Annotated in this window: 15 protein-coding genes; 8 read left to right on the plus strand and 7 right to left on the minus strand. The window is 71.5% G+C overall.

Annotated features, from left to right (window positions below):
* The first annotated feature begins 960 nt into the window (after window positions 1-960).
* Window positions 961-1176, plus strand: coding sequence for a helix-turn-helix domain-containing protein (locus ACQPZW_RS09945; RefSeq protein ID WP_433797498.1), 216 nt, complete (start codon window positions 961-963; stop codon window positions 1174-1176).
* Between the two features lie 32 nt (window positions 1177-1208).
* Here the strand turns inward: ACQPZW_RS09945 and ACQPZW_RS09950 are convergent, their stop codons facing one another.
* Window positions 1209-2069: an alpha/beta hydrolase fold domain-containing protein gene (locus ACQPZW_RS09950; protein ID WP_433794532.1), complete on the minus strand. Its 861-nt coding sequence runs from the start codon at window positions 2067-2069 to the stop codon at window positions 1209-1211.
* Between the two features lie 60 nt (window positions 2070-2129).
* On the opposite strand from ACQPZW_RS09950, the gene ACQPZW_RS09955 reads away from it, so the two are divergent.
* From ACQPZW_RS09955 to ACQPZW_RS09970, 4 genes are all read left to right on the plus strand, one after another.
* A complete protein-coding gene (locus ACQPZW_RS09955) occupies window positions 2130-2873 on the plus strand; it encodes an MBL fold metallo-hydrolase (protein ID WP_433794533.1) in 744 nt (247 codons plus the stop codon).
* 96 nt (window positions 2874-2969) lie between these two features.
* Window positions 2970-5258 (plus strand): putative bifunctional diguanylate cyclase/phosphodiesterase, encoded by a 2289-nt coding sequence (locus ACQPZW_RS09960; RefSeq protein ID WP_433794534.1) that lies wholly within the window; start codon window positions 2970-2972, stop codon window positions 5256-5258.
* Window positions 5255-10396, plus strand: a complete 5142-nt coding sequence (locus tag ACQPZW_RS09965; RefSeq protein ID WP_433794535.1) for a diguanylate cyclase — start codon at window positions 5255-5257, stop codon at window positions 10394-10396. The genes ACQPZW_RS09960 and ACQPZW_RS09965 overlap by 4 nt, the downstream gene beginning before the upstream one ends.
* Window positions 10397-10429: 33 nt before the next feature.
* Complete coding sequence (locus ACQPZW_RS09970; RefSeq protein ID WP_433794536.1) at window positions 10430-11125, plus strand: hypothetical protein; 696 nt, start codon at window positions 10430-10432, stop codon at window positions 11123-11125.
* Here the strand turns inward: ACQPZW_RS09970 and ACQPZW_RS09975 are convergent.
* Window positions 11105-12367, minus strand: coding sequence for an RNA-guided endonuclease InsQ/TnpB family protein (locus ACQPZW_RS09975; RefSeq protein WP_433794537.1), 1263 nt, complete (start codon window positions 12365-12367; stop codon window positions 11105-11107). The genes ACQPZW_RS09970 and ACQPZW_RS09975 overlap by 21 nt on opposite strands.
* A gap of 25 nt (window positions 12368-12392) precedes the next feature.
* Between ACQPZW_RS09975 and tnpA the strand changes: the two genes are divergently transcribed.
* Entirely contained in the window at window positions 12393-12809 is a 417-nt protein-coding gene (tnpA, locus tag ACQPZW_RS09980; RefSeq protein WP_433794538.1) for an IS200/IS605 family transposase, read from the plus strand.
* A 39-nt stretch (window positions 12810-12848) separates the two neighbouring features.
* Here the strand turns inward: tnpA and ACQPZW_RS09985 are convergent, their stop codons facing one another.
* Window positions 12849-13271 (minus strand): ATP-binding protein, encoded by a 423-nt coding sequence (locus ACQPZW_RS09985; RefSeq protein ID WP_433794539.1) that lies wholly within the window; start codon window positions 13269-13271, stop codon window positions 12849-12851.
* Between the two features lie 155 nt (window positions 13272-13426).
* Complete coding sequence (locus ACQPZW_RS09990) at window positions 13427-14704, minus strand: helix-turn-helix domain-containing protein (protein WP_433794540.1); 1278 nt, start codon at window positions 14702-14704, stop codon at window positions 13427-13429.
* 330 nt (window positions 14705-15034) lie between these two features.
* Between ACQPZW_RS09990 and ACQPZW_RS09995 the strand changes: the two genes are divergently transcribed.
* Entirely contained in the window at window positions 15035-15889 is an 855-nt protein-coding gene (locus ACQPZW_RS09995) for a M15 family metallopeptidase (protein WP_433794541.1), read from the plus strand.
* A 71-nt stretch (window positions 15890-15960) separates the two neighbouring features.
* A complete protein-coding gene (locus tag ACQPZW_RS10000; RefSeq protein ID WP_433794542.1) occupies window positions 15961-16338 on the plus strand; it encodes an HPF/RaiA family ribosome-associated protein in 378 nt (125 codons plus the stop codon).
* Between the two features lie 377 nt (window positions 16339-16715).
* Here ACQPZW_RS10000 and ACQPZW_RS10005 read toward each other — a convergent pair whose 3' ends face one another.
* The 3 genes from ACQPZW_RS10005 to ACQPZW_RS10015 form a co-directional block, all read right to left on the minus strand.
* Entirely contained in the window at window positions 16716-17936 is a 1221-nt protein-coding gene (locus ACQPZW_RS10005) for an AI-2E family transporter (RefSeq protein WP_433794543.1), read from the minus strand.
* A gap of 96 nt (window positions 17937-18032) precedes the next feature.
* On the minus strand, window positions 18033-22841 hold the full coding sequence (locus tag ACQPZW_RS10010; RefSeq protein ID WP_433794544.1) for a phospholipase A2: 4809 nt from the start codon (window positions 22839-22841) through the stop codon (window positions 18033-18035).
* 217 nt (window positions 22842-23058) lie between these two features.
* Window positions 23059-24942 (minus strand): hypothetical protein, encoded by a 1884-nt coding sequence (locus ACQPZW_RS10015; RefSeq protein ID WP_433794545.1) that lies wholly within the window; start codon window positions 24940-24942, stop codon window positions 23059-23061.
* Between the last annotated feature and the right edge of the window lie 189 nt (window positions 24943-25131).

Below are 25131 nucleotides of genomic sequence, written 5' to 3' on the forward strand. Positions count from 1 at the left end.
GGCAGTGGTGACGAGGTGACCGAGCAGCAGTTGCGGGCGTTCGCCGCGCAGGTCGCCGGTGACCCCGGCCCGGCGGTCCGTGAGGTCCGGCGGGCCGCCGGGTCGCTGCTGGATCCGGCCGTACCGGACGACGTGGTGCTGAGCCACCACCTGACCACGGCCGTCGCGAGCACCCTGCTGTGGGATCCGGAACTGCAGCGGGCGATCTGGCGCCGGGCCGCCGACGCCGCCCGCCGCACCGGGGCGCTGGGCCGCCTGGTCACCACGCTGTACTGCGCGACGACCGTGGAGGTGCAGCTCGGCGACCTGGACCGGGCCGCCGAGCTGCTCGCCGAGGCGGACCGCGCACGGGCCCGGATCGGGGCCGCCGACCGGGGCGTGATCGACCGCCGGCCCGATCTGGTCGCCTGGCGGTCCGGGCCGGACGACCCGGAGGACGGGCTGCGCCAGGCCCTCGCGACGGCCGGCCGGCTGGGATCCGGGTCGATGCGCGGCCTGGTCCAAGCGGGTCTGGTCGTCCTCGCGCTGTCGCGCGGCGACTACGCGGGGGCCAGGGTGATCGGGCGGGAGGCGGTCGACGCCGACGTGCTGTCCGTGCACACCCGGGTGCTGCCCGACCTGGTGGAGGCGGCGGCCCGCAGCGGCGACCGGCCGCTCGCGACCCGGGCCGTGGCCACGTTCTCCGGTTGGGCGTCGGCCGCCGGCACCGGGTGGGCGCTCGGTGTGCTGACCCGTAGCCGGGCGCTGCTGGCCGGGCCGGCCGTGGCCGAGGCGCAGTATCGGCGAGCGATCGGCCTGCTCGGCGATGTCGGGGCCCGCGGCGACCTGGCCCGCGCCCACCTGCTCTACGGGGAGTGGCTGCGCCGCCGCAGGCGCCGCCGTGACGCGGCCGCCGAGTTGCGCACCGCCCGTGACATGTTCGAGGCGATGGGCGCGGCCGGATTCGCGGCCCGGGCGGCGATGGAGCTCACCGCCACGACCCCGGCCGCCGGGCGGGGCGGCCTCACCCCGCGCGAGCTGGCGATCGCGGGCCTGGCGGCAGGCGGCGCCACCAACAGCGAGATCGCCGCGCAGCTGTTCCTGAGCGCCAACACCGTCGACCACCATCTGCGGCAGGTGTTCCGCAAACTCGACATCCGCTCCCGGCGGCACCTGTCGTCGGCACTGCCCGATTGACAGCCGGGAAGCCCCCTCCGGAAGGTCCGGAGTCAGTGCCGGCCGGACAGTGGCTTCAGGGTCCGGGCCAGGAAGTCGAGGCTCTCCTGGACCAGGGGCCCCAGATCGGCGCCGACGAAGCAGTGGTCGGCGCCCGGCACGGTCCGCAACTCGACCGGCGCACCCAGAGCATGGAGACGCTCGTACAGCTCCCGGCTCTGCCCCACGGGCACGATCCGGTCCTGTTCGCCGTGGACGAGGAGCAGTGGCGGCGCATCCGGCGTGACGTAGTTGACGGGGCTGGCGGCCGCCGACTCCTTCGGCATCTGTTGCACCGGGCCGCCGACCAGACGGCTCTCCGGGGAGTCCGGGGCGTCGTGGTCCTGCAGTCCCTCGGGATGGTTCTGGGCGGCCATGGTCAGCAGGTTGCTCGGCGCGTACCAGATCACCCCGGCCCGGACCGCGTCCGAGACGCCCTGGACTCCGCCGTCGCCCGCGCCGACCGGGTCGTCGCCGCTCAGCGCCACGAGAGAGGCCAGATGGCCGCCGGCCGACTCGCCCCACATCGCGAACCGGCCCTGGTCGAGCCCCAGCTCCCCGGAGCGGCGCCGCAACCACCGCACGGCCGCTTTCACGTCGTGCAGCGGGGCCGGGAAGGTCGCCTCGGCGCTGAGCCGGTACGTGACCCGGGCCAGCGCGTATCCGGCGTCGAGGATCCGGTCGCCGATCCGGGCCGGGGCGAGCTGCGGGCCGTCCTGCTTGTTGCTGCCGAACCGCCACGCCCCGCCGTGCACCCAGATCACCAGCGGGTACGGCGGCCCACCGCGCTCGGGACGGAACAGGTCGAGGGTCAGCGGCCGGTAGCCGGGATGCTCGGCGACGATCGCGTCGATGACGGGTTGCGATGCGGGCACAGTTCTGCGGTGCCCGCCTCCGGGGGAGCGAAACCTCGCCGGATGCGCTAGGCAGGAGGGATGAGTGGCTTCCGGCTCAACCGCAGACTTCTGCTGACCGCGGGTTCGGGTGTGTTCGGCATAACCGTCCTCAACACGCTCACCGGCTGCAGCACACCGGAGAAGAACGACCCAGCCGGGCCCGGCGCGGCGGCGAGCAGCGCCCCGCCGGGGCCGGGGGTCGACTGGCATCGTGTCGATCTCGACTTCGTCGCCGTCTACCTGCTGGTCCGTAACGGTGAGGTGGCCGTCGTCGACACCGGCACGGCCGGTTCGGCCTCCGCCGTCGAGGCCGGCCTCAAGGCCGCCGGGCTGACCTGGGCGTCGGTCAAGCACGTGATCCTCACCCACCAGCACCCGGACCACGCGGGCGGGCTCGCCGAGATGGCGCCGAAGCTCTCGGCCACCCTCTACGCGGGGACCGACGACGTCGCCGCGATCGACGCGGCCGGCAAGCAGATCCAGGCGATCAAGGACGGTGACGACGTCTTCGGGCTGCAGATGATCGGCACTCCGGGGCACACTCTGGGCCACGTGTCGGTCTTCGAGCCGGGCACCGGTGTGCTCGTGGCCGGCGACGCGCTGCGCAACCAGAACGTGCTGGAGGGCTCGGCCCCGCAGTACACGGCGGACGCGGCCCAGGCGGCGGCCTCGGTGAAGAAGCTGGCCGGCCTCGACGTGCGGGCCATCCTGCCCGGCCACGGCCAGCCGATCACCAGCGGCGCGAAGGAGGCGCTGCAGAAGCTGGCAGCCACAATCCGGTAGCGCCCGTCCAGCAACCGTTCCGCACTCTCCCCGGGCGACCGTGGTCCGGTGGGCTCGTCGACGGATCGCAATCGTGGCTGGTACAGGCTGCTGCTCATGGGCGCGCTACCGGTGATCATGGCCCCGCTGCTCGGGGACACCGAGCGTCAGGTGGCGTACGTCGTGGTGGCCGGCACCGCGCTGGTCGCCGTCCGCAACGGGGTCCGCCGGCACCACCTGTCCCGTCGTCGCGCCTGGTGGCCGCTGGCCGCCGCGATGCTGTGCTGCGCGGTCGCGAACGGGATCTGGGGCGCCGGGATGGCCGCGGGACAGCCGGCGCCGAGCGGCCTGACCCTGGTCGACGTCGTCTATCTGGCGATGTATCCACTGCTGGCGGCCGGTCTGCTCAGTCTCGCCCAGGGGCGGGGCGGCTCGCCGTGGGCCGGGATGACCGAGGCCGGCATCGTGCTGTGCACCGGCACCGCGCTGATCTGGGTGATGCTCTACGACCCGTTCGTGATGGACCGGGGGCACTGGCCCGGCGCGGAGGGCGCGCTGGCGTACCCCGCCCTCGATCTGCTCGTGCTCGCCGCCGCCACCCGGATGATCGTGGTGCACGGGCGGCTGACCTGGCCGGACCGGCTGCTGCTGGCCGCGGTGTGCCTGCTCACCGTGGCCGACATCCTCTACTTCCTGGCCACCGTCGACGGCGGCGCCTGGGCCGGGCCGGGCTGGAGCGCGGCCGGGTGGCTGCTGGCGTTCCTGCTGATCGGCGCGGCGGCCCGGCACCCGGAGGCCGGTGAGCCGGTCGAACGGGACACCGCGCCGACGCCCGGCCGGGCCCGCACCGCCCTGGTCGGCAACATCGTGCTGGTCATGGTCGGCCCGGCCGCGACCGGACACCTGATGCTCACCGAGGACCACCGCGCCGACCTGGTGGTCCCGGTGATCGCGACCGCGCTGACGTCCCTGCTGCTGGTGCTGCGCCTCACCCACACCACGCGGCTGTCCGACCGGCGTGCCGCGAGCCTCCGGGACGCCCTCGGCGAGCAGGCCGACCTCCAGGAGACGCTGCGCCACCAGGCCCGCCACGACACGCTGACCGGCCTGCCCAACCGCGCCCTGTTGGAGGAGTTGCTGGCCGATCCGGCCGGTGGCGCCCTGATCCTGGTTGACCTGGACGGCTTCAAGGACGTCAACGAGCGGTTCGGCCACCCCACCGGCGACGACCTGCTGGCCTCCGTGGCCGGGCGGCTGCGCGGCATGATCACCGGCGGTGAGGTCGTGGCACGGCTCGGCGGCGACGAGTTCGCGCTGCTGCTGCCGGGCACCGGCCCGGACGGGGCGGCCGATCGGGGTGACGCCGTGCTGGCGGCGCTGCGGGAGCCGGTCCCGGCCGGGGGCCAGCCGCTGCACGTCACGGCGAGCGCCGGCATTCGCGTCTTCGACGCGACCGCCGACCCGGTGCAGGTGCTCAGCGACGCCGACCTGGCGCTCTACGCGGCCAAGGCGGCCGGCAAGGACCAGGCCGTCGTCTTCGACGTGGCCATGCGGCAGGAGCAGGCCGACCGGATCCGGCTGCTGGAGCGGCTGCGGGCGGCCGTCGACGCCGACGAGTTCGCCGTGTACTACCAGCCGATCGTGCGGCTCGGCGACGCCCACCCGGTGGCGGTGGAGGCGCTGGTCCGCTGGCTGCCGCCGGGCCGCTCGCCGATCGGGCCGGACCTGTTCATCCCGGCCGCCGAGGACAGCGGCCTGATCGTGGCGCTCGGTGAGTGGGTGCTGCGCCGGGCGTGCGCCGACGCCGTCGAGTGGCATCGCCGCTGGGGGACCACGGTCACCGTCAACGTCTCGCCGCGGCAGCTCGTCGACCCGCACTTCACCGTGAAGGCGCTGGCGGCGCTGCGGGCGAGCGGCCTGCCGGCCGCGGCGCTGACCCTGGAGATCACCGAGGGCGTGCTGGTCCGTTCCGGCGCACACGCGGCGCAGGCGTTGCTGCACCTCTCGGCCTTGAGAGCAGAGGGGGTACGGGTGGCGATCGACGATTTCGGCACGGGCTACTCGTCGCTCGCGTACCTACGGGACCTCCCGATCGACGTGCTGAAGATCGACCGCTCCTTCATGCCGGCCGACGGCGCCGACATCCAGCAGGCCGTGCTGGTCCGGGCGATCGTCGACCTGGCCACCGGGCTGGGCCTGACCACCGTCGCCGAGGGTGTGGAGACCGGGGACCAGGCCGCTCTGCTCCGCGCGCTGGGTTGTCAGCGGGCGCAGGGCTATCACTTCGCCCGCCCGGTCCCGGCCGTGGTCGCGGGTGAGTTCCTCGCTGTGGCCGGGAATGTTCAGATCGACCCGATTACTGCCGAACAGCACGGTGACGCCGGACGCGGAGTGAGTGTCAAGTGACGGAAACAGGGCTGACCGGCCTCGAATTGGTCGACGAGCTCGGGCGCGGCGCGTTCACGATGGTCCACCGGGCCCTTCGCGGCGACCGCTCGTACGCGGTGAAGCGCCCGCTCGCCGACGGGAGCGCCTACCCGGAGATCAGGACCGATTTCAGCCGCGAGGCCGCGCTGCTGGCCTGCATCGACGACCCCGGTGTGGTCCGGGTGCACGCCGTCGGCGACCTCGACGGCGTCCCGGCCATGGTGCTCGACCACCTGACCGGCGGCTCGCTCGCCGACCAGCTAGGTGGCACGCTCAGCGAGGAGTGGGTGGTCGCGATGGCCGCCCGGCTGACGCGGGGCCTGGCCGCCGCGCACCGCCTCGGCCTGGTGCACCGGGACATCAAACCGGGCAACATCATGGTCGGCCCGGACCAGCCGGCCACTCTGATCGACTTCGGCCTGGCCCAGATCGGCGCCGAACGCGGCGACACCGACGAGGCGGTCGGCACCTTCCTCTACAGCTCGCCCGAGCAGTCCGGGATGCTCAAACGGCCGGTCGACGGGCGCTCCGACCTGTACTCGCTCGGCGTGGTGCTGTTCGAGTGCCTGGCCGGGCGGCTGCCGTTCGAGGCCGACGACGTCGGTGAGCTGCTGCGCCTGCACCTGGCCGCCCCGGTGCCCGACCTGGCCGAGCTGCGGCCCGGCATCGACCCGGCCCTGCACGCCGTGGTGAACCGGCTGCTCGCCAAGGACCCCGACGACCGTTACCCGGACGCCGCCGCGCTCCTGGCCGACCTGCGCGGCTGTCCCGGAGGCGCGGCCGCCGACCAGGTCGCCGTCACCAGCTGGCCGATGCGTGGCCGGGCCGAGGAGGTCGACCGGCTCAGCCGTCGCTGGGAGCGGGTTCGTGCCGGACAGGGCGGGATCGCGGTCGTCCGCGGTGCCGCCGGCGCCGGCCGGACCCGGCTCGCCCAGGAGCTCGCCGCCGAGGTCACGGCCGAGGGGCTCCCGGTGCTCTGGGCGACCTGCCGTCCCGACGAGGCCTCCCCGCTGGCCGCCGCCCGCGAGGCGGTCGCCTCCTGGCAGGCCGGGATCCGCCGGTTGTCGCCGGAGCTGCGTGCCGCCGCCGACGCACAGATCGCCGGCGCGTCCGCGGCCGCCGGCCCGGCCCTGCTCGCCCGCCTCTTCGGCGACCTGGTCCCGCTGATCGCCGGTGAGCCCGCAGCCGGTGGCGACGAGCACGTGCTCGGCGCCGGTGTGGTCTTCCTCGGCGAGCTGGCCACCCGGTCCGGCGGTCTGCTGCTGGTCATCGACGACGCCCAGCACCTCGACTCCGGCACCCGCCAGCTGATCGAGAAACTCGCCGCGGAACTGGCCGGACTGCCGGTCCTCGTGCTGCTCACCGCACCGGACTCCGCCGACGACCCGGCCGCCGCCCTGGAGAGCGCCGGCATCCTCGAGGTGTCCTGCGCCCCCCTGCCCGCCCCGGCGGTCGCCGACATGATCGCGTCCCGCCTGCCCGGCGCCGAAGTCGGGGTCGAGCTGGTCCGGCACGTGACCGCCCGCACCGACGGCACACCGCTCGCCGTCGTCAGCTACCTTCTGCGGCTACTCGACAACGGCCTGCTCAGCCCGGTCTGGGGCGCCTGGCGGCTGGACATCCCGGGCGCCGACGCGCTGCCGCCGGCCGCCGACGTCCGCGACCTGATCGCGGCCCGGCTCACCGTGCTGTCCGCCGAGACCCTGGACTGCCTGACCGTGGCCGCCGCGGCCGGCACCCGGTTCCGCCCCGAGCTGCTCTTCCAGATCGGTGAGGCCGACCGGGTGCTGGCAGCCCTGGCCGCGGCCGGCGACCGGCACGTCCTGGAGGCGCGGCCCGGCGGCTGGTACGCCTTCGTCCACCCGCAACTGCGCGACGTCCTGCTCGAGCGGGTCGACGAGTCCGAGCTGCGGCGACTCCACGCCGACCTGGCCGCGGCGCTGGACCGGCTGCCCGAGGACCTGCGGGACGAGGGCCACGCCTACGCCGTCGCCCGTCACCACCGCCTCGCCGGTGACGCCGCCCCGCCCGAGGACCGCCGTCGCAGCGCCGCCGAGGCCGGCCGCCGGGCCCTCGCCGACCAGTCCCCGGCCGAGGCCATCGACTACCTGACCGACGCGGTCGCCGGGGACGCCGCCCCGGACAGCCGGCTCCTGCACGTGCTGGCCCAGGCCCACCTGGCGGCCGGGCAGCTCGACGAGTGCGACGCCGTCCTCGACCGGGCGCTCGCCGGCGAGACGGACCGGCTGCAGTGGGCCCGGCTCCTCACCACCCGCATCGAGCTGCACCACACCGTCTGGGACGACGGCAAGGCGCTGGAGACCGCCCGCATCGCGCTCGCCGAACTGCGGCGGCCACTGCCCGGGGCCGGTCTGCTCGCCCTGGTGCAGACCCTCTTCATCGCGTTCGCCGGTGGGCTCGTACGGCGTACCAAGATAGGTTTCGGAACCGCCCGGGGCGGTGACCGGGAGACCCAGGCCGTCCTCGCCGCGGTCCTCGACGCCGGTGGCTACGCCGCCGGTCTCGGCCTCCGCCTGCGGGAGGCAGGCACTCTCGGAATGCGCGCCATGTACGCGGTGAACCGGCTCGGCCCCTGCCCGGAGTACGTCCGGGTCTACGCCTTGCTCGGCTACGTGGCCGCGGTCGTCAGGCTGCGCGGCACCAGCGAACGCTGCCTGAAACGTGCCGCTGAGGTGGCCGCCGGGCTCGGTGACCCCGGCCTGGTCGCTTACGTCGAGTGGATGAGCGGCTGCGCGCTGCTGTTCAGCGGCGCCGACGACGGCAGCGCCTGGGAGAAGACGATCACCCGGAACTCCCGGTGGTACGTTCCCGCCCAGCTCATCCCCGGCTACGCCACCCTGGGTCTGCGCTTCCTGCTGCGCGGCTACGTCGACGAGGCGGCCCGCGAGTACGAGCGCGGCATGCAGCGGCTCGGCGACCAGGACTTCGCGCTCGGCACCTCCCTCGGCATGCTCAGCGTGATGGTCCCGGCTGCGCAGAGCCGTTTCGGTGACGCCGCCGCCGCGCTGAAGCACCTGCGCGAGGTGTTCCCGCCCGGCGCCGGCACCCGCGTGCAGCGGGCCAACATGCTCACCGCGGCCGCCTGCACCCTGATCGAGCAGGGCGACGTCGGGCCGCAGCTGGAGGAGGTCTTCGCCGAGTTCCACGGTCTCGGCCTGCGCCGCAGCGAGCTGATGCCGCAGCACCGGTGGATCTACGTCTACATGGCGCACGCCCGGCTGATCCAGTACCGCTTCGCCTCCGATGCCGACCGTCCGGGCCAGCTCGCCGTCGCGGCCGGGGCGATCAAGGAGCTCGGCCGGGTCGGCGGCACCCCGTTGCTGCGCAGCGTCTACCTCACCACCAAGGCGTCGCTGCATCTGGCGTCGGGCGATCCGCAGAAATGCCTCAAGGCCGCCGACGAGGCCGAACGCCGGCTCCGCACACTCGACGCCCCGTTCGTCCAGTACGAGGTGTTCCGCATCCGGGCCCGCGCCCTGCGTGCCATGGGACTCGCCAACGAGGCCGACCGGCAGGCCCGCTTCGCGCTCGGCATGGCCGTCTTCCACGGCTGGGAGCAGCGGCGCCGGCAGACCCGTACCGAGTTCGGGGTCGACGAGGGCGCCGGAACGCATCGCCGGACCGTCGCCGAACGCCGGCCCGCCTCCGGCCGCAACCGCCACCTGGAGGCGCTGCAGCAGGTCGGCACCGCGGCCGCCACCATCCTCGACCCGCAGCAGCTCGCCAGCGTCGCCCTCGACGAGATGCTGCGCATCCTCGGCGCCGAACGGGCCCTGTTCTTCCTGCTCGACGAGGCCGGCGAACCGGTCCGCTACGCCGGCCGCGATTCCACCGGCGACCTCACCGAGACCGGCGAGTACGGCCGGAGCCTGGTCCGCCGGGTCGCCGAGAGCGGCGAGCCGCTCGTCGTCACCGGCACCGAACAGGGCGCCGCGCTCGGCTCCCGCAGCGCCGTCGTGCACGGCCTGCGCAGCATCCTGATCGCCCCGGTCCAGTTCAAGGGGCGCATGGTGGCGGTCGTCTACCTGGACAGCCGGCTCGCCCGCGGCATCTTCACCGACGAGGACGTCGCCGTGCTGACCGCCGTCAGCAGCCACGTCGCCGTCTCGCTGGAGACGGCCCGGGCCGCCCAGCTGCACTCGGCCGTCCAGGTCGCCCGCCAGCAGCAGGCGCTCGCCGAGATGCTGCGCGCCAGCCTCGCCGAGATGACCGCCATCCTCGAACCCGACAAACTGCTGCGCCACCTCTGCGGCACCCTGCGGACCCAGCTCGGCGGCTCGGCGGCCTGCCTGATCGGCGTCACCGGCGAGGTCCTGCACGTCGACGGCGCCGCGCCGCCCGACACCATCGCGACGCCGGTGCAGCTCACCGCGGACGACGCACCCGAGCTCCTCGATCCTTCGGAGACCGCGGGGGTACGGGAGAGGCTGCTCGCCGGCGCACCCGGAGCCCTCGTGGTGCCCCTGATCGGGCGCGACGGCCCGGTGGCCACGGTGCTCATCGGCGGCTCCGCGCTCGACGACACCAGCCGTCAGGTGGCGGCCGCGCTGTCCACCCAGGGCATGGCCGCCTACGAGAACGCGCGCCTGTTCAGCCGGGTCCAGGAGCTGGCCACCACCGACGAGTTGACCGGGCAGCACAACCGGCGGCACTTCTACGCCATCGCCGGGGCGCTCGTGCAGGCGGCGGCTCGCAACGGCCGGCAGTTGGCGGCGGTCATGCTGGACATCGACAAGTTCAAGGCGATCAACGACACGTACGGGCACGGGGTGGGGGACGAGGTCATCCGTACCGTCGCCGCCCGGATCCGCGGCCGCCTGCGCCACTCCGACGTCCTCGGCCGGTACGGCGGTGAGGAGTTTGCCGCGGTCCTGCCGGACCACGAGGGCCACGCCGCCGACCTGGCCGAACGCGTCCGCCTGGCCGTCTCGTCGGAGCCGGTGCCCACCCAGGCCGGCCCCATTCCGGTCACCATCAGTGTCGGCCTCACCAGCCTGTGCGACCACGACGGCACCCTGGACGAGTTGCTCGCCCGGGCTGATCACGCCCTTTACCGGGCAAAAGAGTCCGGACGGAACCGTGTGATGATCGACTGACACCCTTGCCCGTACGGCTTACGCTCTGTCGTCATGCAGATGCTTTCGGTCGGAAGTGCGGGCGAGGAGCGCAGAACAGCGGTCCTCGTCGGCCTGTTCTCCGGCCTGATCGGGCTCGGGGTCGCCGCCTTCGGGTTCTTCTTCGCGCGTTCGTTCTACCCGCGCGACTGGTTCCCGCGCAGCCTCTTCACCGAGGACCCCGGCGGCTGGGAGCCGGCCGATGCCGGGGACACCGGCATCGGCTCCGATCCTTTCGGGGGCTCCGACTCCTACGACGGCTCCGATCCTTTCGGCGGCGGCTCGGGTGGCGCCGATCTGATCTTCGTCGTCGGTGGCGTGTTGTTCCTGGTCATCGGCCTGTTGTGGGCGCTGTCGTTCGCCGTCGCGATCGTGCGGGCCTTCCGGGCCGCCGCCTGGCTCGACGGCACCCGCATCCACGTGCGGGGCGCGTTCCGCACCCGGAGCATCGACCTGGCCACCGCCTACGTCCACCAGGGCGCCGTCACCACACGCATCGGCCACCGGGTCGTCTCCACCCCGACTCTGGAGGCCCGTGACCAGGCGACCGGCGAGAGACTCAGCATCCCGCTCGCGAGCCTCGGCTCCGGCCGCCTCCCACCGAACGAGCTGCGCGCCCTGGCCGACGCGATGTCCCGGGGCCGCGGCCACTCCGCCGACGACCGGGACGTGCTCGCCCTCGCCGAGACGTTACGCGCCGCCAACCTTTGACATCCTCTCCGCCCTAAAGGACGGAGATCCCTCCACGCTGCGCGTGGAATACGCAGCGTCCGGGTGGGTTACCGCTTCGCCGCGCGGTGCCGGAACAAGTCCCGGTCTTACCTGCGCTCCACGGTCGTTGAAGTCCGCCTGTCCAGCGGCCTTGACGTTCTTCGCGGCGTTCACGTCCCGGTCGTGGTGACTGCCGCACGGGCAGTCCCACGATCGGACGTTGAGCGCCATCTTGTCGTTGATGCGTGCGCAGTCGGAGCACATCCGGGTGGACGGGAAGAACCGATCCACCCGGCCGAACGTGCGCCCGTACCTCGCGGCCTTGTACTCCAACATGCTGGTGAAGCCGGCCCAGCCCGCATCGTGCACTGACTTGGCGAGCCGGGTCCGGCCGAGACCGGTCACGCACAGGTCCTCGACGTACACCGCTTGGTTCTCGCGGATGATCGTCGTGGACAGCTTGTGCTGCCAGTCCCGCCGGGTGTCGGCCACCCGGGCGTGAGCCCTGGCGACCTTCACGATGGCCTTCTTGCGGTTCTGACTCCCGCGCTGCTTGCGCGAGAGGGCTTGTTGCAGCCGCTTGAGCTTGCGGGCCGCACGGCGCAGGAACTTCGGCGCGGCAACCTTCGCACCGTCCGACAGCACCGCGAAGTGGGTCAGGCCCAGGTCGATCCCGACCTCGGACTCGACCGGCGGCAACGCCTCGTCGGTGCTCTGAACGACGAACGAGGCGAAGTACCGCCCGGCCGCGTCCCGGATGATCGCCACGGACGACGGGTCCGACGGCAGGCTCCGCGACCATCGCACGTCCAGGTCGCCGATCTTCGGCAGCCGCAGGCGGCCGTTGTCCAGCACCTTGAACCGGGAGTTCTTGGTGAACCGGATGGCCTGCCGGTTGTCCTTGCGCGACCGGAAGCGGGGCGGGGCCACCTTGCGGCCCTTGCGCTTGCCGGTGACCGAGGCGAAGAAGTTGCGGTAGGCCGTGTTCAGGTCGGCAAGGGCCTGCTGCAAGACCACGGCCGAAACCTCGCCCAGCCAGGCGCGGGCCTCGGTCTTCTTCGCTTGCGTGATGATCTGCCTGGACAGTTCGGCGTCCGAGACGTACGGCAAGCCCTGCTCGTGGGCCTGCTGGCGCAGCCCGAGCCCGTCGTTGAACACCACCCGTGCGCATCCGAACGCCCGAGCCAGCTTGATCTGCTGGCCGGGCGTCGGGTAGACGCGGAACTGGTAACGGAGCTGCACGGCAGGCACCGTACCATGTTGGTTTATGGCTGAACTTGCAGGCATTCGCACTGGCAGACACTGTGTTTTCGCGATGCACGTCCACTTGGTTTTCGTGACGAAGTTTCGGCACAAGGTGTTCACCGACCGGCACCTCACCCGCATGGAGCAGGTCATGCGCGACGTATGCGCCGACTTCGAGACCGAACTGGTCGAGTTCAACGGCGAGAACAACCACGTCCACCTGCTCGTCAACTTCCCGCCCAAGGTGGCCGTGGCCCGGCTGGTCAACTCCCTCAAGGGCGTCTCCTCGCGCCGCCTCCGGCAGGAGTTCCCCGACCTCGTGCGGCACTACTACCAGGCCAACAAGCTCTGGTCAGGCTCGTATTTCGCGGGCTCCGTCGGCGGCGCACCGCTGAGCGTCGTGAAGCAGTACATCGAGCAGCAGAACCGTCCCGGTTAAGGCACTGCTCGGGCCTGGCGGCCCTCCCAGCGCGGGCCCTCACCTCCGGCCTGAAGGCCGGAGCACTGGCCCGCATTCCGGTAGCAGCGCCCAGACCACCTTGCCGGTCGGCGTCGGCTCGGCGCCCCATCCGGTAGTGGCGGCCTGCACCACCTGCAGGCCCCGGCCCCGCTCGTCGAGTGGCCGGCCCCGCCGCACCGGCGCCGGCGGCCGCAGCCGCGGAAGCCGCGGATCCCCGTCGGACACCGCGAGACACAACCCGTCCCCACGGCGGGTGAGCGTCACCCGCATGTCGGTCCGCGCGTGCTCGGCCGCATTGCGGACCAGTTCAGACAGCACCCGCCGGGCCGGATGCAGCAGCCCCGGCAGCCGCCAGGCGTGACAGACGTCGGCGACCAGCACCCCGGCCAGGCTCGCCGCATCCGGATCCGGCGCCAGCACCACCGTCAGCGTCTCCGTCATGCCCGAACGCTAAGCGCCCCCACCACCCGAACCATTACCGCCACTAATCACCATCCACCCACCTTCGTCTTCCCTTTTCTGCCGCGCCCTGCCCGCCCTCCCGTCGATCAAGATCGGTGAGGGCGGCGCCCAGCAGATGTCGCTGTACATGCGCCTCAGCGGATGCCGGCTCGGGCTGCGAGGCCTCGCACGCGGCCGTCCCGGCCGTATCGAGGGCGGGACAGCAGCGTCCGCAACGCTTCGCGGGCGCCGTCCGACGCACACACCTGCTGCGGAGCGATCATCTCGGCCCGGTAGAGGGCGGCCGCCGCCGCGTCCTCACGGCCCCGCCCCTGCAACAGGGCCCGCGCCAGATCGATGAAGTAGGTGGCCCGCCGCTGCGCCGACGGCAGGGCGTCGGGCCGGAACCCGGACGGCGGAGTACGTGCGGCGAGCCCGTCCCCGAGAGCCACCAGGACCGCGAGCCGCCACATCTCCACGTTCGTCGGCCCGAAGCTGAACCAGTCGTCCGGCCGTTCCCCGGTATGCCCGGCGACCGCCTCCGCCTCATCGAGATGAGCCGCCGCCACCAAGGTCATCCCCGCCCGTGCCGCCATCTCCGCCCTGATCAGATGGTGCATGCCGTAGACCCCGGCGGTCACCGGATCGCTGCCCGCGTGCGGGCCGAGCCGCTCGATGCCCTCGTCGGCGATCCGTTCCACCCCGGCGACGGCGCCGACCGCCCGGATCCGCGCATAGTTGGCCAGCCCCAGATAGGCGGGCTCACCGAGCGCCTCGGCCGCCCGCACCGCCACCCCAGCCGGGGCCAGCGCCAGATCCGGGTGCCCGAGCTGCACACAGGTGGCCACGGTGGTCGCGCACACCTTCACCACGCTGCGCAGATGACCCACGCCGCCCGCCTGACCCACGCCGCCCGCCTGAGCCACGCCGCCCGCCTGAGCCACGCCGCCCGGATGAGCCCGAGCGATTGATCGCGCCGCGAGGGTGACAAGCGCCCCGGCGAGCGCGGGCACCAGCAGGTCGTATCGGCACGCGGCGTAGTGCCGGACGAGCAGCGTCGTGTCGACGCCCGCCGAAGGCGGCTCGTCACCGCCGCTGACCAGGGGCTGCTCACCGCCGCTGACCGTCTGCGCGTCACCGCCGCGGAACCCCGGCATGGACAGCGCCACGATCCCGGCTCGCAGACCGGCGATCGCCGTGGCGCCCACCGGTGACGTGGGCGTGCTGTCCTCGGGCCGTCCGGTCAGCTCGCCGACCGAGATCTGGAGGGCCCGGGCCAGAGCCTCCCGTGCGGCCCGCCGTTCGAGCGGGGCGGCCCCGTTCTCGATCTGCGCCACATACCCCTGGCTGAACCCGGCCAACTCGGCGAGCACCCGCTGACTGAGTCCCCGCCGAACCCGCCAGCGCCGTAGCCGCGCCCCCACCTGTTCCATGTCTTGATCACCCACACTCAGCAAACAGCTTCGCGCGCGCCGGGCCAACGGACACCATGTCCGTCGATCCGCCGCCGGTCCGTCCGGCTCGCAGCGGTGTCTCGGACGTCTGGGCCATTCATGAAGTCAGAGGTTGCCGGGTCGAGTTGGGAAGAGTCGTCGTTCGGCATGGCGGCCCCCGATCGGCAGGCGAGAACGTGGACCCTGATTCCCGAGGGCCTCCAGAGACACCGCCGTTGAGGCGGACAGCGATCCCGGTGGGTGATCAGGCGCGGCTTTTCCGGCGAAACAGGGGGTTCGGGGTGAGTCTGGGATGCTGTGAGAAGATCCTTGCCCGCGCTGATCTGCGCGACCCTGCTCGCCACTCCGGCGCCCGTCTCAGCCTCGCCCCCGGCGCCTCTTTCAGCCCCGCCCCCGGCGCTCCTCTCCACCCTGTCCACGGCACCGCTTTCGGCCCTGTCCACGGCGCCGCTTTCGGCGCCTCCGGCCTCGGCCTATGTCATCCGGCCCCGCGACACCCTTTCCTCGATCTCCGAGAGGTACGACGTACGCGTAGCCGACCTGCGGAAATGGAACGGTATCGTCCGTGGGGAGCCGCTGCGTGTGGATGGCCTGCTGCGCTTGACCGCCCCGGAGTCGCCGCTGCCGGACTGGCGTACACGGGTGGTGACGGTGACCGCCGCCGAGGCCAACGGTGACCCGGCCAAGAAGTGTCCGGTCCCGGCGGCCGACCTGCGCAAGATCTGGGTCCGCTACCTGGGTTTCGACGGCCGTTCCCACGACGGCTACGTGATCATGCATCGCACGCTGGCGCCGGGGATCCAGCGTGCGTTCGGCCGGCTGTATCGCTGGCGGTTCCCGATCATGGCGATGCCGCCGATGGTGGTCGAGGACAAGACGGTGCTGACGCTCGGGTACGAGTGCCGGTTCGTGGCGGGCACCACGAGGTGGTCTCAGCACTCCTACGGCCTGGCGATCGACATCAACCCGCGCCAGAATCCGATGATCCGCGGCGACTACCTGGATCCGCCGAACAGCCGCACGTGGCTGGATCGCAGCCGCTATTGGCCTGGGATGATGCACGAGGGCGGGGCGGTTCCGGCGTTCACGGCCGAGGGCTTCTACTGGGGTGGTCGCTGGAAGACTCTCCTCGACTATATGCATTTCAGCACAAATGACCGGTGAAGACCCGGTTCAAGATCTCGGATCAGGGGGTACGAGGACGGTGACCGTATCCGCCGGAAAGAGGAGATCAGATGAGTGCCGTCGCCAACCCGGCCACCGTCGCCGAGTGCCTGCGTGTCGGGGCCGGGTTCTCGCAGGGTGACCGGAACTGGATCGTCGAGCAGTTCAGCAACCTGGACGCCCGGCTGGCCGCGTTCCATGCCGACTCCACCGAGCTCGAGATCTCGGTCAAGGACCGTGAGGCGCGTGGCCAGAAGGTCACCCTGGAGTGCTGGGTCAGCGGGGGCGACAAGATCGTCACCACCTCGCTGGAGGAGGACCTGCACGCCGCGATCATGGATGTCCGCGACGACCTGCGCCGCCGGCTGAACGACGCGAAGACGAAGCAGGAGCCCCGTCACAACCGTCACCTGCGTGAGGTTCCTCAGCCCGCCGATCTCGAGGTGTGAGCCCGGCGTGGCCCCCGGCCGTGGCGTGACGTGGCCCGGCCGGGGGTCGTGTGCCATTCCGTAGAATGGCGTCGCGAATCCGGAGAGTGATGGTCGAACGTGCCGCCCCGAATCGGCCGTGCGCCCATCACTTTTGTTTCTCCAGGATTACGGAAAATGAATGGTAGGCGTTGCGGCCGATCGATGAACTCGCAGGTGATCAATGCCACCTGAGTCGGCGAGCCTCTGGACAGCCTTCGTGAAAATACCGCGAAAAGGTCAGTCGGAACGATTCGTCAATGGTTGACGAAGCAGGTTCACGGTGCGGGTGGCCGTACCGGATGAGGGTGTGAAAAAGGCCCGCCCCCGCCTGTCGAAAGGGGAGGACGGGCCCGTTGTCAGGCCTGCGCGGGTCTGATGTCCGGCGGCGCAGCCGTTGCGGAGGGCGCCGGACCGGCGGGTTCAGCGCCCGTGGACGACGGCGACGCGGCGACCGGGGGCGGAGATGCCGGTGGCGCGTCCCCGGGCGGCTCCGACGGGCCGCCCACCGGCGGTGTCGTGTCGGCGAGCTGCTCGCGGAGGTAGATCCAGAGGACGGCGATCATCGCGGCGACCGGGACGGCGAGCAGGGCGCCGACGATGCCGTAGAGGCTGCTGCCGAGGGTGACCGCCAGCAGGACCACGCCGGCGTGCAGGCCGAGGCCGCGGCTCTGGACCATCGGCTGGAAGACGTTTCCCTCCAGCTGCTGGACCACGATGATGATGGCGAGCACGATCAGCGCGTCGGTCCAGCCGTCGGTGACGAAGGTGATCACGACCGCGACGAACCCGGCGAAGAGCGCGCCGACGATCGGGATGAAGGCGGTCACGAAGGTGAGCACCGCCAGCGGCAGGGCGAGATCGACGCCGAGGACGACCAGGCCGATGCCGATGAGCACCGCGTCGAGCAGGCCGACCAGGGCCTGCGAGCGGACGAACGAGCCCAGCACCTCCCAGCAGCGGCTCGCGACCGCGGGCAGATCGGTGGAGAGCCGGCCGGGCACCTGGCGGCTGAGCCAGGGCAGGAACCGCGGCCCGTCCTTGAGGAAGAAGAACATCAGGAACAGCGCCAGGACCGTGTTGATCAGGCCGTTGAAGACCGAGCTGACCCCGCTGAGCGTCGCCGTCGCGATGCTGCCGACGCTGGCCTGGAGCTTCTGGGTGGCGGTGTCGAGGTATCCGGTGATGTCCTCGTCGCTGATCCGCAGCGGGGGGCCGGCGGCCCAGTCCTGCAGCTCCTTGATGCCGGCGCTGACCTGGTCGGCCAGCTCGGGGGCCTTGGCCGCCACCGGGGCCGCGATGCCGACGAACGTGCCGATCGCGACCACCACGAAGAGCAGCGTCACCAGGGCTGCGGCGAGAGCGGGCGGCCACTTGTGCTTGCGCAGGAACCGGACCGGCGGCCAGGTCAGGGTGGTCAGGAGCAGCGCGATCACGATCGGCCAGATCACCGACCAGGCGCCGCCCAGCATCCGCCACGCGACCCAGCCGCCCAGCAGGACCAGAAGCAGCTGCAGCGAGATGCTCGCCGATGTGCGCAGCGCGCTCCGCGTCTTTCTCGAATTCAAGCCGGTGCCCATGTGATCACCCTAGAAGCACCGGCCACGGGCTGCGCGCCGGGACGCGCAGCCCGTACCCCTCAAAGATTCAGGACGGGTCTGAACACCGGCATGGCGTCACCAATGATCTTCACCCCAGATGTCCACGCCGGCGTAGAAGATGGTCGCCGCCTCGCGGCACTCGTTGTAGTTGGCCGCACGCCTAGAACAGAGCTGCAGCATGTCGAAGAGCATGGTGCGGTCGATGTGCTCGCGCTGTCCCCACCAGCCGTGGTTCCCGTAGCCGAAGTCGTGCCGCTGACACGCCATGTTGAAGAAGCTCGGGTTGTAGATCCGGTGCACCGCGATCGGCGACGAACACCCGTTGTCGCTCCAGTCGAACTTGTACTCGGGGTACGCGCGCCGGGCCTTGGCGATCTCCCAGTGCGCCTGATCAGCCACGCTCGGGTACGTCAGGTGGCTGTAGAGCGCGGGCTTGGTCAACAGGGCGTCGAATCGCTCGACGGCGCTGAACGACGAGCCGGACATGTTGATCGCTTCGATCTTGACCTCGTACGTGGAGCCTCCGCCCCAGAACTGCGAGGTGTTGACCGTGTCCGGCCCGCGATAGGCCTCTTCCCAGCCCCGCTTGTAGGTGACGTTGCGGTAGTGGATCTGGTAGATCGCCGTGTTGGTGTTCGTGCTCCCGTTCCAGTCGACCTTGGCGTAGGCGATCTCCTGGTGCTGCTCGTGCAGCCAGGTGGAGATCTTCAGGTTCGTCGGCGCGTTCGGCTTCGGCGGCATCGGCTTGGCCGAGTCGACATTGGTGAACGCGCTGTTGCCCGACATGTTCGAGGCCATGACCCGGAAGTCGTACTGGACCCCGTTGGTCAGATAGCCGGCGACGAAGGTGCAGCATCCGAGGTACGGGTCCTTGAGCCGGGTCCACATGGGGGAGCCCGTCGGCTTGTACTCCACCCAGTAGCCCACCCCCGACGTCGGGCTCTTCGTCCACTTCAGCGTCACCTTGCCGTCGCCCGCGGTGGCGGACAGGCCGGACGGCGCCTGCGGCTTCGGCGGCATCGGCTTGGCCGAGTCGACGTTGGTGGCCGAGCTGCTGCCGGCCTCGTTGGTGGCCCGCACCCGGAACTCGTAGGTCTGCCCGTTGCTCAGGTAACCGGCGACGAAGCTGCAGCACGACGAGATCGGATCCCGGACCGTGCTCCACGACGAGGCGCCGGACTTGCGGTAGTCGACCTCGTAGAAGACGTTGGGTGTCGAGCTCTTCGACCAGCTCAGGCTCACCTTGCCGTCGCCGGGGGAGGCACTCAGCCCGGACGGCGCCTGCGGCTTCGGCGGAAGCGGCGTGGCGCGCTCGACGTTGGTGGTCCCGGACTGTCCGCCGGAGTTGGCCGCCGCGACCTTGAACTCGTAGTCGTGACCGTTGACCAGGTAGCCCGCGGTCATCGAGCAGCAGGAGGTGACCGGGAGGTCGAGCTCCCGCCAGGACTGCCCGGTGGTCGTGTCGCGCAGCCACACCACGTAGTAGACGTCCGCAGTCGGGCTCTTCGTCCAGCTCAGCACCACCTTCGCGTCGCCCGCGCTGACCGTCAGCCCGGACGGCGCCGCCGGCCGCGGCTTGAACGGGGTGGTTCCGACGGCGACGGTCGGGGCCGACTCGCCGGCTCCGTTGAGCGCCGCGATCCGGAACTCGTAGGTGTCACCGTTGGTGAGGTATCCGGCGGTGAAGGTGCAGCAGGTGGTGACCGGCAGATCCACCTTCTGCCAGGACTGTCCCTTGCTGACGTTGCGCAGGTAGACCTGGTACCAGGCACCGGCGGTCGGGCTGGCCTGCCAGGTCAGCGTGGCCTTCGCGTCCCCGGCCGTGACCTGCGGCGAGGTCGGCGGCTGCGGGACGCCGCCGCGCGCCGTCACCTGGACGGTGGCGGACGCCGGACCCTCGCCGGACTGGTTCACCGCGGTCACCTTGAACTCGTACACGTGACCGTCGGCGAGGAAGCCCCGGGTGGCGGAGTTGGTGTCGTTCGGCCAGTCGGCCTTCGTGAACGCCTCACCGGCGGTGACGTCGCGCTGGTAGACCCAGTACATCAGGCCGGGGGCGGGCGCGTCCCAGGCCAGTGAGATGTTGCCCGGCCCGGCGGTCTGCCCGCGCAGGTTCGTCGGGGCGGCCGGCTTCGCCAGCGCGCTGGTCGCCGTGACGACGTTCCCGGTGGGGCCTTCGCCGCCGGATCCGTTCAGTGCCGCGACCTTGTACTCGTACCGGTGGCCGTTGGCCAGGTAGCCCGCGATCATCGAGCAGCAGGTGGTGACCGGCGCCGCGAGCTTGGTGAACCCGGCCTCACCGGCGGTGACGTCCCGCTGGTAGACCTGGTACCAGTTGCCCGTCGCGGCATCGGACCAGGTCAGCTTGATGGTGCCGTCGGCCTGTGCCGCGGCGGTCAGCCCGGTCGGAGCGGCCGGCGGCGGGCTCAGTGGTGTGGCCGTGACGACGTTGCTCGGCGCACTCTCCCCGCCGGTGCCGACGGCGGCCACCTTGAACTCGTACCGGTGGCCGTTGGTGAGGTAGCCCGCTGTCATCGTGCAGCAGGTGGTCACCGGAGCGGCGAGCTTGGTGAACCCGCTCTCGCCCGCGGTCACGTCGCGCATCATCACGACGTGCCAGTTGTCGGCGCTGCCGTCCCAGGTCAGCACGACCTCGCCGCTGCCGGCGGTGGCCCGCAGGCTGGTCGGAGCGGCCGGAGCCGGCAGGTCGGCGACCGCGGTGGCCTCGGCGGAGACCGCCGACTCACCGGAGTTCGTCAACGAGCTGACCACGTACGCGTACGTGTGTCCCTCGACCAGCCCGCCGGCCGTCATCGTGCAGCACTCCGTGACCGGCCAGGCCAGCTTGGTGAACTCGGTCTCGCCCGCGGTGACGTCCCGTTGGTGGACGTAGTACCAGGCGCCCTGCTGGGTGTCCTGCCAGGTGAGCTTGATGGTGCCGTCGGACTGGGCGGCCGCGGTCAGGTTCGTCGGAACGGCCGGGCGCGGGTACGCGGCGGTCGCCGACACCGTCGTCGAGAGGGCCGACTCGCCGCCCCGGTTGTTGGCGGTCACCCGGTACTCGTAGGTCTGCCCGTCGGCGAGTCCACCGGCGGTCATCGTGCAGCACTCCATGACCGGCCACAACAGCTTGGTGAACTGGTCCTCGCCGACGGTGACGTTGCGCTGGTAGACCGAGAAGTAGGTGTCCGTTCCGGTGTGCGCCCAGGTCAGCTTGATCGAGCCGTCCTGCTGCGCGGTCGCGGTCAGACCGGTCACCGCCGCGGGCGCGGCGTGGAAGGCGGTCGCGGTCGCCGTCGCCGAGGCGGGGGACTCACCGCCGCCGTGCACCGCGACGACGTGGAAGGCGTACTGGTGGCCGTTCTCCAGGCCGGTCACCGTGTGGGTGGTGTCGTGCGGGACCGAGTCCCATTCGCGGACGGCCTCGGTTTCGCCCGCGGTGAGGTCGCGGCGGAACACCTCGTAGCGCCAGATGTCCGGGACGGCGGACCAGTCGAGCTTGACGGTTCCGCCGTCGGCGGCGACCGCGGTCAGGCCGGTCGGCGCCACCGGGGCGGCGATGGTGACCGTCGTGGCGGCCGTGGCCGACTGCGGTCCGGTTCCCGTCGCGTTCACCGCGGCGACCTTGAACTCGTAGCGATGGCCGTCACGGTAGAAGCTGTTGAGCTCGTGCGTGGTGCCGGTGACACCGGTGGCCACCCGTGCGAGGTGGGTCTGGCCGGCGGTCACGTCCCGCTGGAAGATCGAGTACGTCAGGCCGCTGCCGGCCGGGGCCTGCCAGCCGAGGTGGATGAAGCCGCTGCCGTCGGCGCGGGCGACCGGGTTCGTCGGGGCTGCCGGCAGTTGCGCCGCGTCGGGAACGGGCCGGGGCCAGTCCACCTCGACGAAGCGCGGCCGGTAGCGGGTGACGTCCTGGAACACCGCGCCGGGCTCGAGGCTGTTGACGTTGTACGAGACCAGCAGCTTGCCCGACGGCGCGAGCTCCTGGTGCAGGCGGGAGTCGTAGACGATGGACCCCGCGACGTTCGCCGGCTCCGGCGCGGTGAACAGCGGAACCGGGCCGGTGAAGGGCCCGGTGGGCGACGTGGCCGTGTAGGCGACGAAGTCCGGCGAGAAGGTCAGGTTCGCCTCCTGCGTCACCAGGACGTAGCTGCCGTCGACCTTGTGGACCCCGAACCCGGCGCCGACTCCGGACATGACGCGCGCCGACGCGGCGGCGGAGTCGCTCCAGCCGGTGCCGGTCCAGAACTGCCAGGCGCCGGCCAGGCCACCTGCCGGAACCCGGGCGAGGTGGGCGAACCGCAGCGGCCCGGCATCCTCGGCCCCGTAGATGTAGGTGTAGGCGCCGTCCTCGACGACCGCCGAACCCCAGGCGACCTTGTTGCCGTAGCCGCGGTCGGTGACACTGCGGACGGTCAGCGCCGGCAGGTCGAAGGTGACGACCGCGCTGTCGAGCAGGGCGAAGTCCAGCGGACCGGCGCCGGTGCCACGCATGCGCTGGTAGACCACGCGCAGGGTGCTGCCCTCGACGGTGCCGTCACCGACCCAGTATTTGTCGCTGCTGCCGTCCGCCGGTTGCACGAGCGACTTCGGCGCCGCCGCGGTGCCGCCGTGCCGGGTGTCGACCAGCCGGCTGCCGTCCTGCACCACCAGCGAGTTGTTGATCATCGGTGTGTTCTCCGGCAGGGTGCCGCCGGCGCCGACCGCACCGATCAGCGTGTCGGAGAAGAGCCACGCGTTGCGGCCGTCCGGCAGGGGGATCGACACGGTGCTGTCACCGCTCGTCCACTCGCCGCCGGTGTTGCCGTACGCGTTGAATGCCTGATCGAGTGCCGCAGCCGACATCGCCGACGGAGCCGCGGCGGCGGCCGCGGGTGACGCCATCGGTATGAGCGCGGTGGAGAGTGTTATCGGAATCAGCGCCCGTGCGACCCGCGCACGAAGCGTTGCATGATCGAACAACTGGATTGCCCCCGGTCTCAGCTGGAAGAAGAGATAGTGGGCAATACAGTGGCATCGAAGATCGCGAAGATCAACGACTTTCCCTGCATGAATACGGCCCGGCCGGAATGGCCGGGCCGTAAGCGGGTGTGCAGGCGTTTTACGAGGTCTTGGGGACGATCTTTCCGACCGTTATGTCCCGGGTGCACAGGCGAACGCCCGGGTCGTGAATGGTCAACTGCACCGCGTCGCCGGCGCCCTGCAACTTGAAGTAGATCTGGTTCAGCCCGCGCCGTACGTCGAAGTCGTGCGATCCCTCGCCCAGCCGCAGTGTCACCGTCGAGTCGCCCGAGCTCAGATATCCGACGTAGACCCACCACGGCCAGTCCGGGGCGGGCGCCTGCAGCGGGATCCGGGTGGCGACGCCGAATCCGGCCTGGTGGCCACAGCCGTCGGCGGGGGCGGGGAGGATGTCGATGCCGTCCACCGTCGCCGGGCGGATCCGGCCGGCCTCGTCGAACATCGACGGCGACTCGGTCTCCGTCACGAAGACCGGCTGCAGCGGGGCGGCACGGAAGAAGTGCGACTGCAGGTTGTACGGATGGAAGTAGCCGGCGACGACCTGGTACGGCACGGTGTCCTCGACCAGGGTCGTGCCGGGCGGCGCCGTGGCGAGTGCCGCCTGTGCCGTCTCCAGATAGGCCTTGCCGTGCTTGGTCTGCCAGTTGTCGTTGAACCGGGCGATGCTCGTCAACGTGCCCATCACCAGCGCGGCCACGGCGATGACCGCGGCGACCAGCCCCACCGCGTAGGCGCCCGGCTCCCGCAGCGGCGGCGGCACGGGCCACGCCGCGTCGTCCGGCCGAGCCCGGTCGCGGAGTCCCAGCAGCGCGACGCCGACACACAGCGCCGCGACCACCACCACCTCGGCCACATACCGGGGGACCAGGGCGCCCAGGGTGCCGAGCGCGCCGCCGAGGCGGGTCACCACGAACAGGGTGGTGACCATGGCGACGTACGAGAACAGCAGCAGCCACGCCCGGCCGGCCGAGGCGCGGGCCCGCACGGTCATCACGACCAGGGTCACCAGCGCCGCCCAGGCCAGCCACACACCCAGATCGGGCGGGTCGACCAGGGGCGGGCCGTCGCCGGCATACTCCCAGACCCAGGGGCCGCCGAACAGTCCAGGAACGAGGGTGGTCCCGATCAGATCGACCACGAAGGTCACCACGCCGCTGGGCGACCCGGGCTGCTGCAGCTGCGGCCGGGGCAGCGACATGTAGTACGGGACGTAGGCGCCGGCCACCGCGGCCAGCGCCAGCCAGCCGGGCCAGAACCGGCGGATCGCCGACCAGATGCTCGCCCAGGTGCGCCCGGTGCTCAGCAGGAAGACGGTCAGCAGGAAGACGAGCGGGATGATCAGCAGCGCCTTGGTGTCGAAGGCGAGTCCGAACAGGATCGCCAGCGTCAGGCTGATCGCGTGCCGGTGGCGGCCGGTCCGCGCATACCGCACCTGCGCCCCGATGGCGAGGATCATCGCCAGCTGCACCGGGATCATCAGCAGGCCGACCATCCACAGTGAGCTGACCTCCAGGGTCAGCGGGCTGAGCAGGAACATGCACAGTGGTGCCAGCAGCGCCCAGCCCGGGCGCAGCATCGAGCGCAGCAGCCGGTAGAACGCCACGCTCACCGCGGCCTGCGCGACGACGAGCAGTAGCAGCCAGGGCCATCCCTCGAGTCCGTCGACCCGGACGAGCAGCCAGGCCACCAGGAGAACGCCCGGCATCAGGTGGTCGTTGAAGACGCCGAGCAGGAAGTCGGGCGTCAGTCCGGTGTCGACGGCCTGGTTCGCGATCACGAACTCGTCCTGTGAGAACCATCCCCGGTCGGCGATGGCGGCCCGCCAGGCCACCGACACCACGATCAGCGCGATCGCCACCGACCGGACCGGGTCCGACCTGACCCAGCGCGCGAGCCGGCCCGGCTCCTCCGAGACCGGGGCTTCGGGGGAACGTTCGACCACATCGGTCTCTGCCTTGGACATGATCGATAGAGTGCCACACCTCGATGACCAGCAGTGACCCGAGCCGGGGGTCGTTCGGATGATGCCCAGAGACGCGGAACGGCCCGCGCTGCGAGCGCGGGCCGTTCCTGGTAAGCATTCGATCTATATCGGACAACAGTTGTCTGTTCGGGGCTCGCCATCGGCGATGGTCGACCAACTGATACGGAA

The sequence above is a fragment of the Actinoplanes sp. CA-252034 genome, assembly GCF_050956125.1.
Taxonomy (GTDB): Bacteria; Actinomycetota; Actinomycetes; order Mycobacteriales; family Micromonosporaceae; genus Actinoplanes.

Bases quoted from the DNA above. Each gene is read 5' to 3' on its own strand.
- ACQPZW_RS10015 (WP_433794545.1), bottom strand. From the start codon at position 24,942: ATGTCCAAGGCAGAGACCGATGTGGTCGAACGTTCCCCCGAAGCCCCG.
- ACQPZW_RS10000 (WP_433794542.1), top strand. From the start codon at position 15,961: ATGAGTGCCGTCGCCAACCCGGCCACCGTCGCCGAGTGCCTGCGTGTC.
- ACQPZW_RS09955 (WP_433794533.1), top strand. From the start codon at position 2,130: ATGAGTGGCTTCCGGCTCAACCGCAGACTTCTGCTGACCGCGGGTTCG.
- ACQPZW_RS09990 (WP_433794540.1), bottom strand. From the start codon at position 14,704: ATGGAACAGGTGGGGGCGCGGCTACGGCGCTGGCGGGTTCGGCGGGGA.
- ACQPZW_RS10010 (WP_433794544.1), bottom strand. From the start codon at position 22,841: ATGGCGTCACCCGCGGCCGCCGCCGCGGCTCCGTCGGCGATGTCGGCT.
- ACQPZW_RS09960 (WP_433794534.1), top strand. From the start codon at position 2,970: ATGGGCGCGCTACCGGTGATCATGGCCCCGCTGCTCGGGGACACCGAG.
- ACQPZW_RS09945 (WP_433797498.1), top strand. From the start codon at position 961: ATGGAGCTCACCGCCACGACCCCGGCCGCCGGGCGGGGCGGCCTCACC.
- ACQPZW_RS09985 (WP_433794539.1), bottom strand. From the start codon at position 13,271: ATGACGGAGACGCTGACGGTGGTGCTGGCGCCGGATCCGGATGCGGCG.
- tnpA (WP_433794538.1), top strand. From the start codon at position 12,393: ATGGCTGAACTTGCAGGCATTCGCACTGGCAGACACTGTGTTTTCGCG.
- ACQPZW_RS10005 (WP_433794543.1), bottom strand. From the start codon at position 17,936: ATGGGCACCGGCTTGAATTCGAGAAAGACGCGGAGCGCGCTGCGCACA.
- ACQPZW_RS09970 (WP_433794536.1), top strand. From the start codon at position 10,430: ATGCAGATGCTTTCGGTCGGAAGTGCGGGCGAGGAGCGCAGAACAGCG.